This window comes from Kineosporia sp. NBRC 101677, assembly GCF_030269265.1.
GTDB lineage: Bacteria > Actinomycetota > Actinomycetes > Actinomycetales > Kineosporiaceae > Kineosporia > Kineosporia rhizophila.
In genome coordinates this window covers 205,675-220,183 of sequence record NZ_BSTA01000011.1, presented here as the reverse complement: position 1 = coordinate 220,183, position 14,509 = coordinate 205,675, and the positions used below count along the sequence as shown (strand labels likewise).

The window sequence follows — 14,509 nt, the reverse complement described above, 5'->3', positions numbered from 1 at the left end:
CTACTGCTGGTGCAGGATCACATCCAAGATCCAGCCGGTGCCGGGGCGGGTGGGGGCGGACAGTTCTGCAGGCCAGCGCGCCCCGACCAGGTCACGAAGGGCTTCGGGGGTACGAGGATCTGCTTCCTGTTCCAGCAGATAGCGCGTGACCTCGCCCCGGGTGTGCTTGGCCAGATGGCTCACCACCGAGCGCTTGCCGTTGGTCTCGCGCAGCACCCGCACGGCCACCGTGCGGGCGGCCACATCGTCGGAGAACGAGGAGACCGGGGCAGCGGCGACGTACGGCCCGGAGCGGCAGTCCACGACAACGCCGCGCTTGCCTGCGGCGGCGGTCAGCACATTCGGCAGTTCCGAACGCCAGTGTCTGGCAAGCGGGCCGAGCGCGGGCAGATCCCCGTCCATCGAAAGCCGGTAGGAGGGAACCCGGTCGCCGGGGCGCAGTGCTCCCCACAACGCCGAAATGACGAGCACTCGGTTGTTACCCCGTCGCCGAGCCGCCGGGGACAGCGAATCCCAGCTGAGAGCGTCGTAAAGCACCCCTGTGTAAACCTGGTGCGCCGGGCGGGTGGGGGCGGTGTGCAACGTCAGATTGCGCGCTACCTCGTCGGCGAGTGATGCCCCCACGTCGAGCAGTTCGAGGGCATCGGGCCGGGCGCTGACCTCGATCAGCGCCTCCAGAGCCTGCTTGCGTAGGTCTGCCAGTTCGGGGAACGACAGCTGCGCCAGTTCGACGGGCTTACCCCGCTTGGCCGGAGCGGCTTTGGATTCTGAGGGGGGCAGCAGGACGAGCACTCCGGGAGTGTACGTCCCGCTGCCGCCGACCCCGTTTACAGAGAACGGATCCGGGTACCCCGCGGCAGCCCCAGCCCGGGGTGCTTCTTCAGGTACTGGGCCAGAGCATCGCGCTCCAGCACGCCGGTGACCTTGTTCTTGCCCACCGGGAACCCGTCCAGCCGGCTGCCCCCGTCGGAGAAGAAGTCGATGGTGGTGACCCGGTACTTCTTGTCCGCGGACATCCGCTCACCGTTCAGCCGCATGTCCCGGATCCGGATCTTGTGCCCGCACTTCTTGTCCATGTCGAAGCTGAAGAAGAAGCTCCGGCTCACCTCGATCGGCATGCGGCCGTCGTTGTCCACCGCGCCCGGGTGGCAGAACGTGCTCTCCAGGGCGGCATCGATCTGCCGCCCGGTCAGCGTCATGGTGACCAGGCGGTTGCCCATCGGCTGGGCGTCGAAGACGTCGCCGTAGGTGACCCGGCCCTTCTCCAGGTTCATCCGGGCCAGACCGCGGTTGACGATGGTGAGCTGGGCCCCGCCCTTGCTCTTCGGCCGGGTCGCGGCCTGCTGGGCGTCGGCGATCACCCGGCCCAGGTAGGACTCGCCGTTGCGGGTCAGGGTGCGGGTCAGGTCCTGGTTCAGGGTGGTGACCTTCTTGCCCGCGATCGGGTCGGTGACCTCGCGGTAACGCTCGACCACGGCCGTCACCCTCGCGTCCCGCCGGCCGGTGTGGGTGACCACGACGTTGCCGGCGCTGATCCGGGTGACCTCGTGCCGGCCGGTGTCCATCGTGATCTTGATCTTGGTCAGCAGTCGCCCGTACGAGGCCGCGCTGGTCAGCAGCGTGCCGTTGACCTTGCAGATGTAGGCCTGGTGGGTGTGCGCGCTGAGCACGGCGTCGACGTGGCCGGAGATGCGGGCGGTGAGGTCCCGGGCCGGTCCGGCGAGATTGCGGCAGGAGTTGATCGGGCTGCGCGGAGTGGGGTCGGCGCCGGAGTGGGTCATCGCGATCACCGCGTCCACCCCCTGACCACGCAGTTGCTTGGCGAGCTTGCGGATCACCGGGGCTTCGGGAACGAACTTCACGTCGGCAATGCCCTGCAGGGGCACCAGGTCGACGGTGTCCGGGGTGACGGTGCCGATGATGCCGATCCGGGCACCCCCGACCTTCTTGATCACGTACCCCGGGAGCATCGACTTACCTGTCTTACGGTCGATGACGTTTGCGGCGAGCATGTCGAACTGAGTGCCGGAGAACTTCGGCGACGCGGGGGAGCAGCCGTCGACCGGGTGGCAGCCGCCGTTGATCAGGCGCCGCAGTTCGGCCGTTCCCTCGTCGAACTCGTGGTTACCTACCACCGCCACGTCGACGAACTTGTTCATCGCCTCGATGGTGCCCTCGTCGTGGAAGTACCCCGAGATCAGCGGGCTACCCCCGATCTGGTCACCGGTGGAGAGCACGAGCGAGTTGGGGTTGTCCTTCTTGGCGGCGGCGATCTTCCCGGCCAGCCAGGGCGTGCCCCCTGCGGCCACGTAGCCCGACCCCTTCGAGGTGGACGTCTTGGCGCTGATCGAGAGCCCGTCGGACGTCATGTGCCCGTGCAGGTCGTTGAACGCGAGCAGCTGGGCGGTCACCTTTTTCCCGGCGGCGGCCTGCGGGGTGGTGGTGCCGGAAATTGAGGTCCCCCAGCCCCAAGGGGGCTGGGAGGTGCCCCCAGGGGTGCTCGCCTTGGTCGGCGAGTCCGCCTGGGCGGTGGTCACCATCCAACTGGGGACGGCGACCAGGCCGGCCACCGCCACCGCCGTGCCGATCCGGGCGCGCGTGGCCCATCTGCTCGGGTTCTTCGCAGCGCTCATCTCCGCGCACCTCCAGGGCTGTTCCAGACGCTGAACGGCCCAAGCTTCCCCAACGCCGTTACGCAGAAGGTGAACGAACGTGTGCGGTGAGCAACCGGAAAGCAAAGGGAAGGATGAGGTGATAAACGGACGAATGACGTCCCGGAGAGTGATGTCCAGTGGCTGGCGGGCTGGTGAACGCGTGCGGCGACGGGTGCAACAGGTCGCGTGGGGCGGCATTGCTGTCCCACCCGTGCTGCCCCGGTGCAGGGGGCCACGTCGAGGCCTGCACCGGGTGAACGCCGCGAGGCCCTAGGATGTCTTTCGCGGACGAGCTGGACGGGCGACCGCGTCGGGCGGCTTGCCGCCCGCCGAGGAAAGTCCGGACTCCACAGGGCAGGGTGGTGGGTAACGCCCACCCGGGGAAACCCGCGGGACAGTGCCACAGAGAACAGACCGCCGATGGCCCGCAAGGACCATGGGTAAGGGTGAAACGGTGGTGTAAGAGACCACCAGCGCGCCGGGTGACCGGAGCGGCTAGGTAAACCCCACCCGGAGCAAGGCCAGACAGGATGCGCTCGAGGGCTGCTCGCCCGAGCATCCGGGTAGGCCGCACGAGGACGCCGGCAACGGCGCCCCTAGATGGATGGTCGCCGCCGGGCGGGTTCACCCGTTCGGCACAGAATCCGGCTTACAGTCCAGCTCGTCCGCCTCACTGATCACCGAATGTGACCGAACCGGTTCACCCCACCGGGGGTTTGGTGCACCTTGAGTGAGGTCTGGACGTCGTCGGCGCGGATACTGGGAGAACCGGGGGAGTCGACCAGAAAGGTTCTCGTGTTTAGCGCAGAGCAACGTGCCGCCGCCCTCGCCAACCAGCGGGCCGCCGCCTTCATCCGCTTCCAGATGCTCGGCGACCACGAGGCCATGAGCTTCATCCTGCGCGACCTGCAGGGCAGTGCCCAGCTCACGTTCGTGACCGCCCTCGCCTCGCTGTCGGCCACGCTGGCCAGCAAGCACATGGGCGAGGAGCAGGCGATGGACTACTTCCGGATGGTCGCCGAGACCAGCGCCAGCCTGGCCGAACCCCTCGACTGAGGGCGCCCGGCCAGGCCGCCGTCGGAGGTCAGTGGGCGGGCGGCCGGGGAGCGTCGGGGCTCTCGGCGGCCAGCACCGCGGCACCGATGATGCCCGCGTCGTTCAGCAGCTGGGCCGGCACGATCGGGGTGCGCAGGTCGAGCAGGGGCAGGAACTTGCTGCTCTTCTTGCTCACCCCGCCGCCGACCACGAACAGGTCGGGCCAGAACAGGTTCTCCACGGTGGAGAAGTAGTTCTGCAGCCGGTGCGCCCACTTCTCCCAGGACAGGTCTTCCCGCTCGCGGGCGCTGTCGGCCGCCCGGCTCTCCGCGTCGTGACCATCGATCTCCAGGTGCCCCAGCTCGGTGTTCGGCATCAGCTTGCCGTCGAGCAGCACCGCCGACCCGATCCCGGTGCCCAGGGTGACCACGACGACCAGGCCCTTGGTGTCGCGGGCGGCGCCGAACCGGGCCTCGGCCACCCCGGCCGCGTCCGCGTCGTTGACCACGTGCACGCTGCGGTTGAGCCGGGCCGTGAACAGCGTGTCCACGTCGGTGTCGATCCAGGTCTTGTCCACGTTGGCGGCGGTGCGGGCCACCCCGTGCTGGATCACCGCGGGGAAGGTGACGCCGACCGGCCCGGTGCCCGCGGCCTCGCCGAAGCTCTCGACGATCTCGGCCACCACGTCGGCGACCGCGCCGGGGGTGGAGGGCTGCGGGGTGGGGATGCGCAGCCGCTCGGCCGCGAACCGGCCCTCGGTCAGGTCGACCGGGGCGCCCTTGATCCCCGAGCCACCGATGTCGATCCCGAAACCGCCCGTGAGGGCGGAGATCTCAGCGGTGAGAGGGGGCTGGTCGGTGCTCATACACGTCCCTAGTTGTGATCGTTCAGGAATGGGGCTCAGGGGAGGGTGAGGATCTCGGCGCCGGACTCGGTGACCAGGACGGTGTGCTCGAACTGGGCGGTGCGCCGGCGGTCCTTGGTCACCACCGTCCACCCGTCGTCCCACATCTCCCACTCGTGCGTGCCGAGGGTGAGCATCGGCTCGATGGTGAAGGTCATGCCCGGCTCGATCACCGTGGCGAAACCGGGGGCGGCGTCGTAGTGCGGCACCACCAGGCCGGTGTGGAAGCCGGTGCCGATGCCGTGGCCGGTGAAGTCGCGCACCACGCCGTAGCCGAAACGCCTGGCGTAGGCCTCGATCACGCGGCCGATGACGTTGATCTGCCGGCCCGGGCGCACGGCCTTGATGCCGCGCATCATCGCCTCGTGGGTGCGCTCCACCAGCAGCCGGGACTCCTCGTCGACGTCGCCGGCCAGGAACGTGGCGTCGCAGTCGCCGTGCACGCCGAGGCCGTCGCGGGTGAGGTAGCCGGTGATGTCGACGTTGAGGATGTCGCCGTCCCGGACCACCGTGGAGTCCGGGATGCCGTGGCAGACCACCTCGTTCAGGCTGGTGCACAACGACTTCGGGAAGCCCTTGTAGCCCAGCGTGGAGGGGTAGACGCCGTGGTCGAGCAGGTACTCGTGGCCGATCCGGTCGAGCTCGTCGGTGGTCACGCCGGGCTGCACGTGCTTACCCACCTCGGCCAGCGCCGACCCGGCGATCCGCCCGGCCTCGCGCATCAGCTCGATCGTGGCCGCGTCCTTGACCTCCGGCCCCGTGTACTTGGCGGGGGCGGGCTTGTCCACGTACTCCGGGCGCACGATGCCGGCAGGGACGGCCCGGCGGGGGCCCACCACTCCGGGCACCAGCGTGCCCAGTGGTGCGGAGGTACCTGTGCTCATGGTCGCCCAGTTTAGGTCCCCGTGCCGGTACGAGCCGGTCCAGACCTCGGGCTGACTGCTCCGGGGGCGAGCTCAGACTGTGTAGTCGACCTGGAGGCCCACGGCCAGGGACATCGGCACGGTCTGGGCGGCGCGGACACCGCGCGGCGCCAGCGGGTTCTCCACGGTGCCCCGGCCCGGGCCCCGGTAGTCGACGTACTGCACGTACATCGCGGTCAGGTAGGCGTCCGAACCGGCCTGCCGGATGTCGGCCGAGCCGTCGACGATGGCCCCGAAACCCTTTCCCGGCTGGCGGTTCTGGCCCGGGTTGCCGGTGTCCAGCGACCAGCCGGAACCGGCCGAGCCGCCCGCTCCGGTGTCCGGGTCGAGCGAGGCCGGCCGGATCCGGCCGAAAGACGGTGCTGACGGCGCGGTGTTGACGCGTACGTCCATGACTGATGCCCCCGAGCAGGAATTCCAGGGCGCTCTCGAACGGTGAGAGCGGGGAAGGTGACGCACCTGACATCGGCCGGTGTCTGCCTGGCCTTGAACCGTCGTCCGCTGCGGGGGCGGGCCCGGGCGGTGCGGGCTATCGTCGTGATCATGAGTGACGGTGCCGAACAGTACTGGTACAACCTCTCGACCGGGCAGGTCGAGGTGAGCGACCACAAGGGCCAGGGCAAGGACGTGATGGGCCCCTACCCCACCCGGGAGGCCGCCCAGGCGGCCCTCGAGTCGGCCCGGGCCCGCACGGAGGCCTGGGACGAGGAGGACCGCCGCTGGAAAGAGGACTGAGAGCTACTCCTCGAACGAGTGTTCCGGCGCGGGGAAGGTGCCGTGCCGGACGTCGCGGGCGTATTCCTGCGCGGCCTGGGTGAGTACCCCGCGCAGGTCCGCGTACTTCTTCACGAAGCGCGGGGTGCGGCCCTCGGTCAGGCCCGCCATGTCGGTCCAGACCAGCACCTGGGCGTCGCAGTCGGGGCCGGCGCCGATGCCCACCGTGGGCACGTCGAGCGCCTTGGTCACGGCGGCGGCGGCCGGGGCCGGGACCATCTCCATGAGCACCGCGAAGGCCCCGGCGGCCTGCAGCGCAAGTGCGTCCTCGAGCAGCCGCTCGGCCGCCTCGCCGCGGCCCTGGACCCGGTAGCCGCCCAGCGCGTGCTCGCTCTGCGGGGTGAAGCCGATGTGCGCCATCACCGGCACGCCGGAGTCGGTGAGCAGCTTCACCGTGGGGGCCATCACCGCGCCGCCCTCGAGCTTCACCGCGTGCGCCAGCCCCTCCTTCAGCATCCGGGCGGCGGTGCCGAACGCCTGCTGGGGTGAGGCCTGGTAGCTGCCGAACGGCAGGTCGGCCACCACCAGGGCGCGCCGCGCGGCCCCGGACACCGCCCGCACCAGCGGGATCATCTCGTCGGTGGTGATCGGCAGCGTGGTGGCCTGGCCGAGCACGTTGTTGGCGGCCGAGTCGCCGACCAGCAGCACCGGGATCCCGGCGGCGTCGAACACCGAGGCCGAGAGCTGGTCGTAGGCGGTCAGCATGGCCCAGCGCTCACCGCGGGCCTTCATCTGCTGCAGATGGTGGATCCGGATCTTCTTCGGTCCACCCTGGTCGCCGCCGTAGGGGGCGGTCTCTTCCGGCTGCTGGCTCATCGCCCTGCCTCCTCGCGAATGTCCACCCACCCATCGTCCACCCGTTGTTCGGGGCCACCACGGGCGCTGGGCGTGCGGGCCGTCACAGGGGAGCGCCTTGTGCCGCTCCGTGGGGGTGTTAGGTGCGACACCCTGGCCTGGTGAACCGCGACGGAGCGGGACGGCGGGTGCACCGGGCACCCCGCGATCTGGCAGGCTCGGCACTACCGGCGGAACCGTCCGTGGGCAGGGAGAAGGAAAGGACCGGCATGGACAGGCAGCAGGAGTTCATCCTCCGCTCGATCGAGGAGCGGGACATCCGGTTCATCCGGCTCTGGTTCACCGACATCCTCGGTTCACTGAAGAGCGTCTCGATCGCCCCGGCCGAGCTGGAGGGGGCCTTCGCCGAGGGCATCGGGTTCGACGGCTCGGCGATCGAGGGCCTGGCCCGGGTGCACGAGGCCGACATGCTGGCCAAGCCCGACCCCTCGACGTTCCAGGTGCTGCCCTGGCGCGGGGAGTCCCAGGGCACCGCCCGGATGTTCTGCGACATCTTCACCCCCGGCCGCGAGCCCGCCCTGATGGACCCGCGCAACGTGCTCAAGCGCGCCCTGAACAAGGCCGCCGAGCACGGGCTGAGCTTCTACACCCACCCCGAGATCGAGTTCTACCTGTTCAAGGAGCCGACCTTCGAGGGCCAGGAGCCCGAGCCGGTCGACCAGGCCGGGTACTTCGACCACGTGCCGCGCGGCACCACCCACGACTTCCGCCGGGCCGCGATCGGCGTGCTGGAGTCGATGGGCATCTCGGTCGAGTTCAGCCACCACGAGGCCGGCCCGGGGCAGAACGAGATCGACCTGCGTTACGCCGACGCGCTGACCATGGCCGACAACATCATGACGTTCCGCAGCGTGATCAAGGAGGTGGCGCTGGAGCAGGGGCTCTACGCCACCTTCATGCCCAAGCCGCTGAACGCGCACCCGGGCTCGGGCATGCACACGCACTTCTCGCTGTTCGAGGGCGACACCAACGCCTTCCACGAGGCCGGCGCCGAGTACCAGCTCAGCAAGATCGCCCGGCAGTTCATCGCCGGCCTGCTCAAGCACGCCGCCGAGATCACCGCGGTGACCAACCAGTGGGTGAACTCGTACAAGCGGATCTGGGGCGGCGCCGAGGCCCCGGCCTACGTGTGCTGGGGGCACAACAACCGCTCGGCCCTGATCCGGGTGCCGATGTACAAGCCCGGCAAGGGCCAGTCCACCCGGGTCGAGTACCGCGGCCTGGACAGCGCCACCAACCCCTACCTGGCCTTCGCCCTGATGCTGAACGCAGGCATGAAGGGCATCGAGGAGGGGCTGGAGCTGCCCGACGGCGCCGACGACAACGTCTGGTCGCTGACCGAGGCCGAGCGCCGGGCGATGGGGATCACCCGGCTGCCCAGCAACCTCGACCAGGCGATCTCGATCATGGAGGACTCCGAGCTGGTGGCGGAGACCCTGGGCGAGGGCGTGTTCGACTTCTTCCTGCGCAACAAGCGGGCGGAGTGGCAGGAGTACCGCTCACAGGTCACCCCGTTCGAGCTGAAGCGGTACCTGCCGCTGCTGTGAGCCGGCGCCACCCGGCGATCGGCTGATTCTGGGAGCTGCGGCTGTGCCTGCGGCGCCCGGCGGGCGACTGTTCGTGGGAAGAGACCCGTCTTTCCACGAACAACCAGCCTCGACCAGGAGCCCGTGCGATGCCCGACGCCGCTGCCCGTGCGTCGGCGCGTGGGTTCTGGCCCGCGGTCGGGGGAGGGGCGCTGATCGGGGCCCTGGCGTGCGGCTCGCTGGTCTGGCACACCACCGGTGCGGCCTTCAGCGGCTCCACCCCGGCCACCGGCAGCTGGTCGGCGGGAACCGTCTCGGTGACGGACGACGACCACGGCCAGGCGACGTTCAGCACCGGCTCGGACGGGCTCCTGGCCAGCGGGCAGACGCGGAGCCGGTGCATCACCGTGACCTACACCGGGTCGCTGGTGTCGGGTACGCAGGTGCGGCTCTACGCGAGCGCGGGCGGTGCCCTGGCCGACCAGCTGGACCTGACCGTGGCCGAAGGGACAGGGGGCGCGTTCGGCGACTGCTCAGGCTTCACCGCCACCAGCACCCTGTACAGCGGCACCTTGGCGGCCTTCGCGACGGCCGCGGCGTCCTTCGCCACCGGCGTCGGGGCATGGTCGCCGACCGCGACTCCGGCTTCTCGCAGCTACCGGTTCACGATCACCGTGCGCAGCACCCCGGCTGCTCAGAATGCCTCCGCATCAGGGTCTTTTACCTGGGAAGCCAGGAGCTGAGCGGGGTGGCGGGCCGGGTTGCAGCGGGAATCGTGCTGGGGCTGGTGCTGGGGTTCGCCGCGGTGCTGGTCGGGCTGGGGTCAGGGCTGCCCCGGCTGACGGACTGGCAGTCGTACACGGTCGTTTCGGGGTCGATGGAGCCGGCGGTCAGGTCCGGTGACGTGGTGGTGATCAAGAACGACGGACGCCGGTGGGTCCCGATCGGCACGGTGGTCACCTACCGACAGCCGGGCACCGGAGTACTGGTGACGCATCGCGTCGTCGGGGTCGATCCGGTCCGGCGGGAGTACACCACTCAGGGCGACGCCAATCCGGCGGCCGACCCGGTACCGGTGCCGGCCGAGGCAGTGGTGGGGTCGGTGCGGATGGTGGTTCCGCTGGGCAGACTGCCCCTCCCGGGTGCTGGGGTCGTCCTCTGCCTGGCGGCGGTCGGTGTGGGGGTCGGGCTCGGGGTCGCGGGCGGTCGCCGGGCCAGGCGGGGGCTCCTGGCCGGAACCCTGGTGAGCGGCGCGCTGGTGGCCGGTGTCCTGGTGCCCACGTCTGCCACCTCGGCCCAGTTCACTGCCACCAGTTCCACCACGTTCAGCATCGCCACCACCGACCGGTCGGCCTTTGCCGACCGGACCCAGGCGCTGGGCCCGGTCGCCTACTGGCCCCTGGACGAGAGCTCGGGGCCGACCGCGGCCGACGTGGCCGGTACGACCCCGATGTCCTTCGTCGGACCGCCCACCCTGGACCTGGCCGGGGCCGTCACCGGCGGGGTCAAACGGGCCATCGGCCTGAACAGTAACGCACAGGGGGCGGCCACCGTGGCCACCGGTCCGGCCTCGCTCGACATCCGCGGGCCGATCAGCGTCATGGCCTGGGTGAAACTGCCGTCGAACGTGACCAACCAGGCCAGTGGGCGGGTGGTGTCGAAGCTGATGTACTCCGGCGCGGGCGGGGTCAGCTACCTGCTGGCGCTGGACGCCAGCACCACCCACATGCGCTTCCTGTTCGACCTCACCGCGGGGACCCCGTCCCGCCCGACGGCGGCGATCCCGGCTCCGGCCGACGACGCCTGGCACTTCTACGTGGGGACCTGGGACGGCAGCACCGTGCGGATCTTCCGGGACGGCGTGGTGGGCGGCACCAGCCCGACGGTGACCGGGCCCGGCCAGCTGGTCTCGACCGCGACGAAGGTGGCCGTCGGGGCCCCTTCGTTCAGCGAGTCGTTCCGGGGGCAGGTGGACGAGGTGGCGGTGTGGAACCGGGTCCTCACCCCGGCCGAGATCGCCTCGCTGTACGCCGCGGCCTCCGGCTGACCGGCATCGTCCTTTACGGTGGGGCGGGTGACGACTGCGCGTCAGGCAAGTTTGACCGCCCGGCTGGCCCGGTTCGGTTTCGCCGACCCTTCCGGCGCCGAACGCGTACTCAGCACCCCGGGGATGACCGAGCTGATGGCGGCCGAGCCGGAGGGGGAGCCGGACACCTTCACCCGCGAGCTGCCCCCGCCGGGGGAGAAGCTGCTGGCCGCGCTGGCCGACAGCCCCGATCCGGACCTGGCCCTGGCCACGCTCGGCCGGCTGACCGAGTCGCTGGCCGCGGCCGAGGTGCCCGAGATCGGGGAAGGCGGGCCGGTCGCGCAGCTGGGCCAGGTCCTGCACCGTGACGGCCTGACCGCCCGCCGGCTGTTCGCGGTGCTCGGTGGTTCCGGTGCCCTGGGCGACCATCTGGTGCGCCACCCCGGGCAGTGGCCGGTGATCGACGGCGAACTGGGTGGGGACGACGGGCCCGTGCAGTCGCCGGGGAGGCCGGGCGACCACGAGGCCGACCATCACGGCCATGCCCAGAAGTTTCTGGAAGGTGTTCCGCCGCGGCCTTTCTCGTCGTTCACCGCCGACGAGCTGCGGGCCGAGCTGCTGCGCGCGGTGGGGGCCGACCCGCAGGCGCAGGTGCCGGTCAGCGAGCTCCCGCAGGACGCGGCGACCGATGCGCTGCGGGTGGCCTACCGGCGTCGTCTGCTCGGTCTGGCGGCCCGAGACCTGGCGGCCGACAACCCTTTGGCCATCGTGCCGACCGTCGCGGCGATCCTGGCCGACCTGGCCGCCGCCGCCTTGGAGGCCGCCCTGGCGGTGGCCCGCGGTTCGCTGCCCGGCCACGGGAAGAACTGCCGGCTGGCGGTGATCGGCATGGGTAAGTGCGGTGGCCGGGAGCTGAACTACGTCAGCGACGTGGACGTGATCTACGTGGTCGAGGCGGTCGAGGGGGCCGACGAGCAGAAGGCGATCACCGAGGGCACCCGGCTGGCCAGCACTCTGGGCCTGGTCTGCTCCAAGGCCACTCCCGAGGGCACCCTCTGGCCGGTCGACGCGAACCTGCGCCCCGAGGGCCGGCAGGGCCCGCTGGTGCGCACCCTGGCCAGTCATCTCACCTACTACGAGCGCTGGGCCAAGACCTGGGAGTTCCAGGCCCTGCTCAAGGCCCGGCTGGTGGCCGGCGACGCCGACCTGGGGGCGCGCTACCTGGCCGGGATCGAGCCGATGGTCTGGAAGGCGGCCGAGCGCGAGAACTTCGTGGCCGACGTGCAGGCCATGCGCCGCCGGGTGGAGGAGCACCTGAAGGGCCCGGACGCCGACCGCGAGCTGAAGCTGGGCGCCGGGGGCCTGCGCGACGTCGAGTTCTCGGTGCAGCTGCTGCAGTTGGTGCACGGCCGGATCGACGCCCGGCTGCGCACCGCCAACACCCTGCTGGGCCTGGAGGCGCTGAGCACCTTCGGTTATGTCGGCCGGGCCGACGCGGCCGAGCTGGACCGGGCCTACCGCATGCTGCGGGCGCTGGAGCACCGGATCCAGCTGTTCCGGCTGCAGCGCACCCACGTGGTGCCCAGCGGTGAGGCCGATCTGCGGCGGCTGGGAAGGGAGTTCGGCTACCGGGCCGATCCCGGGGCGGCCCTGACCGGGCTCTGGCGGCGGCAGGCCCGGGAGGTCCGCCGGCTGCACGAGAAGCTCTTCTACCGGCCGCTGCTGGCCGCCGCGGCCGAGCTGACCAGCGACGAGGCCCGGCTCACCCCGGAGGCGGCCCGGGCCCGGCTGGCGGCCCTGGGCTACCGCGACCCGGCCGGGGCGATGCGGCACCTGACCGCGCTCACCCTCGGCGTCTCCCGCCGGGCGGCGATCCAGCGTCAGCTGCTGCCGGTGATGCTCGGCTGGTTCGCCGACGGCGCCGACCCGGACGCCGGGCTGCTGGACTTCCGGCGGCTGTCCGAGGCCCTCGGCTCCACCCACTGGTACCTGAAGATGCTGCGCGACTCCGGGGCCGCCGCCGAGCGGCTGGCCCACGTGCTGTCGTCCAGCCAGCTGGTCGCCGACCTGCTGCAGCGGGCGCCGGAGGCGGTGGCCCTGCTGGAGACCGACGAGGTGCTCCGGCCCCAGCCGCTGTCGTCGATGATCGCCGGGGTGCGCAAGGGCGCGGCCCGGCACGAGGGTGAGCCGGTGGCCGCGGCGATGTCGGCCCGGGCGGTGCGCCGGCGCGAGATCATCCGCACCGGGGTGGCCGACGTGGTCGGGCTGAGCGACATCGACACGGTCGGCCGGGCGCTCAGCGACTGCGCGGTGGCCGCGCTGGACGGGGCCCTGGTGGCCGCGGCCGACTCGGTCCGGGCCCGGCGCGGCGACCTGCCGGTGCGGATGGCGGTGATCGCGATGGGCCGGCTCGGCGGGCGGGAGATCAGCTACTCCAGCGACGCGGACGTGCTGTTCGTGGCCGATCCGCTGCCGGGGGCCGACCCGCACGAGGCGCAGGCCGCCGCCACCGACCTGTGCGCCGAGCTACGCCGCCTGCTGTCGATGACCGGCCCGGAGCCGGCCCTGGCGGTGGACGCGAACCTGCGGCCGGAGGGGCGCAACGGCCCGCTGGTGCGCTCGCTGGCCTCCTACCGCGACTACTACGCGCGCTGGTCGGTGGCCTGGGAGGCACAGGCCCTGACCCGCGCCCGGCCGATCGCCGGGGAGACCGACCTGGGCGAGCAGTTCGTCGAGCTGATCGATCCGCTGCGCTGGCGGGAGGGGGGTCTGCCCGACGCCGCGCTCAAGGAGATCCGCCGGATCAAGGCCCGGGTGGAGTCGGAGCGGCTGCCGCGCGGCGCCGACCCGCACCGCCACCTCAAGCTGGGCCGGGGCGCGCTGGCCGACGTGGAGTGGACGGTGCAGCTGTACCAGCTGCAGCACGCCCACGAGGTTCCCGGCCTGCGGGTCACCGGCACGATGGAGGCGCTGGCCGCGGCGGTGGAGGCGGACCTGGTCACCGAGGGCGACGGCGAGGTGCTGGCCGAGGCCTGGCGGCTGGCGGCCCGCTTCCGCAACGCGATCATGCTCTGGAAGGGCAACGCCTCGGACGTGCCGCCGACCAACCACACCTCGCTGGACGGGGTCGCGCGGATCATGGGCTACCCGCCCGGATCGGCCGGGCAGCTGGACGAGGACTACCAGCGGGTGACCCGGAGGGCCCGGACCGTGGTGGAGCGGCTGTTCTACGGCTGGGACGTCTGAACGCAGAGCGAGGGTTCACGGCTGAGTCACAGGTAGAGTGACCGCGATGACGCGACGTATCAGCCTGCGCCCGGCGGCCTCCGCCGCCGCACTGATCACGTTTGTCGCCGTCGTCCTGAGCCTGCTCGGCAGCCTGCTGGGCGTGAGCAGCCTGGCGCTGCGCCGCGGTACCGAGGTGCTGCAGTTCGCTGCCCGGTCCGGTCAGCCGCAACCCGGCCCGTCGGCCTCGCCGAACCAGGCCCGCCCCGGTGCCCACCAGCGTCCTACATCTACGGCTTCCCCGGCCTCGCACCGCACGTCTGCGCATTCGGCCGAACGTCGGATCCCCGTAGCCGGGTTCGGTCAGAGCGCCGAGAACCACTGTCCCGGTGGCTCTCCCGACCTCCCCGTCGCCGTTCTGCCCCCGGGCCGACAGTTCTTCGTAGACCTGGCTGACCTGCCCGTCGACGCCTATGCCGAGGTCGTTGCGACCACGGTCAGCGTCTCGCACCGGGGCCGCGCGCCTCCGGCGTCCGGGTACGACATCTAGGTCTCGTTCTTCCCGGAGCATCCGCGAAAGCGGTTCG

At 71.2% G+C, this 14,509-nt stretch carries 13 protein-coding genes and 1 other RNA gene; 8 read left to right on the top strand and 6 right to left on the bottom strand.

Annotated features, from left to right (window positions below; genetic code table 11):
- Both QSK18_RS28260 and QSK18_RS28255 read right to left on the bottom strand, forming a co-directional pair.
- Positions 1-792, bottom strand: coding sequence for a YaaA family protein (locus QSK18_RS28260; protein WP_285625243.1), 792 nt, complete (start codon positions 790-792; stop codon positions 1-3).
- Positions 793-827: 35 nt separating this feature from the next.
- Positions 828-2,633, bottom strand: coding sequence for a bifunctional metallophosphatase/5'-nucleotidase (locus QSK18_RS28255; protein WP_232813405.1), 1,806 nt, complete (start codon positions 2,631-2,633; stop codon positions 828-830).
- 310 nt (positions 2,634-2,943) lie between these two features.
- Between QSK18_RS28255 and rnpB the strand changes: the two genes are divergently transcribed.
- Positions 2,944-3,322: RNase P RNA component class A (rnpB, locus tag QSK18_RS28250), an RNA gene on the top strand.
- 127 nt (positions 3,323-3,449) lie between these two features.
- Positions 3,450-3,710: a hypothetical protein gene (locus QSK18_RS28245; RefSeq protein ID WP_232813404.1), complete on the top strand. Its 261-nt coding sequence runs from the start codon at positions 3,450-3,452 to the stop codon at positions 3,708-3,710.
- A 28-nt stretch (positions 3,711-3,738) separates the two neighbouring features.
- Here QSK18_RS28245 and ppgK read toward each other — a convergent pair whose 3' ends face one another.
- The 3 genes from ppgK to QSK18_RS28230 all read right to left on the bottom strand — a co-directional run bounded on the left by ppgK (position 3,739) and on the right by QSK18_RS28230 (position 5,909).
- Positions 3,739-4,554 (bottom strand): polyphosphate--glucose phosphotransferase, encoded by an 816-nt coding sequence (gene ppgK / locus QSK18_RS28240; protein WP_232813403.1) that lies wholly within the window; start codon positions 4,552-4,554, stop codon positions 3,739-3,741.
- Between the two features lie 35 nt (positions 4,555-4,589).
- Positions 4,590-5,477: a type I methionyl aminopeptidase gene (map, locus tag QSK18_RS28235; protein ID WP_232813402.1), complete on the bottom strand. Its 888-nt coding sequence runs from the start codon at positions 5,475-5,477 to the stop codon at positions 4,590-4,592.
- A gap of 72 nt (positions 5,478-5,549) precedes the next feature.
- Complete coding sequence (locus tag QSK18_RS28230) at positions 5,550-5,909, bottom strand: hypothetical protein (RefSeq protein ID WP_232813401.1); 360 nt, start codon at positions 5,907-5,909, stop codon at positions 5,550-5,552.
- A gap of 150 nt (positions 5,910-6,059) precedes the next feature.
- On the opposite strand from QSK18_RS28230, the gene QSK18_RS28225 reads away from it, so the two are divergent.
- Positions 6,060-6,251 carry a hypothetical protein gene (locus QSK18_RS28225; RefSeq protein ID WP_232813400.1) on the top strand — a complete coding sequence of 64 codons (192 nt, stop codon included), beginning with the start codon at positions 6,060-6,062 and terminating at the stop codon, positions 6,249-6,251.
- A 3-nt stretch (positions 6,252-6,254) separates the two neighbouring features.
- Here the strand turns inward: QSK18_RS28225 and panB are convergent, their stop codons facing one another.
- Positions 6,255-7,106, bottom strand: a complete 852-nt coding sequence (gene panB / locus QSK18_RS28220; RefSeq protein ID WP_232813399.1) for a 3-methyl-2-oxobutanoate hydroxymethyltransferase — start codon at positions 7,104-7,106, stop codon at positions 6,255-6,257.
- Between the two features lie 248 nt (positions 7,107-7,354).
- Here panB and glnA point away from each other — a divergent pair, with 248 nt between their 5' ends.
- The 5 genes from glnA (at position 7,355) to QSK18_RS28195 (ending at position 14,472) form a co-directional block, all read left to right on the top strand.
- Positions 7,355-8,692, top strand: coding sequence for a type I glutamate--ammonia ligase (glnA, locus tag QSK18_RS28215; RefSeq protein WP_232813398.1), 1,338 nt, complete (start codon positions 7,355-7,357; stop codon positions 8,690-8,692).
- Between the two features lie 128 nt (positions 8,693-8,820).
- Positions 8,821-9,414 (top strand): hypothetical protein, encoded by a 594-nt coding sequence (locus QSK18_RS28210; protein ID WP_232813397.1) that lies wholly within the window; start codon positions 8,821-8,823, stop codon positions 9,412-9,414.
- A gap of 5 nt (positions 9,415-9,419) precedes the next feature.
- Positions 9,420-10,718 carry a signal peptidase I gene (locus tag QSK18_RS28205; protein WP_285625231.1) on the top strand — a complete coding sequence of 433 codons (1,299 nt, stop codon included), beginning with the start codon at positions 9,420-9,422 and terminating at the stop codon, positions 10,716-10,718.
- A gap of 27 nt (positions 10,719-10,745) precedes the next feature.
- Positions 10,746-13,943: a bifunctional [glutamine synthetase] adenylyltransferase/[glutamine synthetase]-adenylyl-L-tyrosine phosphorylase gene (locus QSK18_RS28200; RefSeq protein ID WP_232813395.1), complete on the top strand. Its 3,198-nt coding sequence runs from the start codon at positions 10,746-10,748 to the stop codon at positions 13,941-13,943.
- Positions 13,944-13,989: 46 nt separating this feature from the next.
- On the top strand, positions 13,990-14,472 hold the full coding sequence (locus QSK18_RS28195) for a hypothetical protein (protein WP_285625222.1): 483 nt from the start codon (positions 13,990-13,992) through the stop codon (positions 14,470-14,472).
- Positions 14,473-14,509 lie beyond the last annotated feature (37 nt).

Coding starts and splice junctions, on each gene's coding strand:
- QSK18_RS28255 (WP_232813405.1), bottom strand. CDS start 2,633: ATGAGCGCTGCGAAGAACCCGAGCAGATGGGCCACGCGCGCCCGGATC.
- ppgK (WP_232813403.1), bottom strand. CDS start 4,554: ATGAGCACCGACCAGCCCCCTCTCACCGCTGAGATCTCCGCCCTCACG.
- map (WP_232813402.1), bottom strand. CDS start 5,477: ATGAGCACAGGTACCTCCGCACCACTGGGCACGCTGGTGCCCGGAGTG.
- QSK18_RS28230 (WP_232813401.1), bottom strand. CDS start 5,909: ATGGACGTACGCGTCAACACCGCGCCGTCAGCACCGTCTTTCGGCCGG.
- QSK18_RS28225 (WP_232813400.1), top strand. CDS start 6,060: ATGAGTGACGGTGCCGAACAGTACTGGTACAACCTCTCGACCGGGCAG.
- panB (WP_232813399.1), bottom strand. CDS start 7,106: ATGAGCCAGCAGCCGGAAGAGACCGCCCCCTACGGCGGCGACCAGGGT.
- glnA (WP_232813398.1), top strand. CDS start 7,355: ATGGACAGGCAGCAGGAGTTCATCCTCCGCTCGATCGAGGAGCGGGAC.
- QSK18_RS28210 (WP_232813397.1), top strand. CDS start 8,821: ATGCCCGACGCCGCTGCCCGTGCGTCGGCGCGTGGGTTCTGGCCCGCG.
- QSK18_RS28195 (WP_285625222.1), top strand. CDS start 13,990: ATGACGCGACGTATCAGCCTGCGCCCGGCGGCCTCCGCCGCCGCACTG.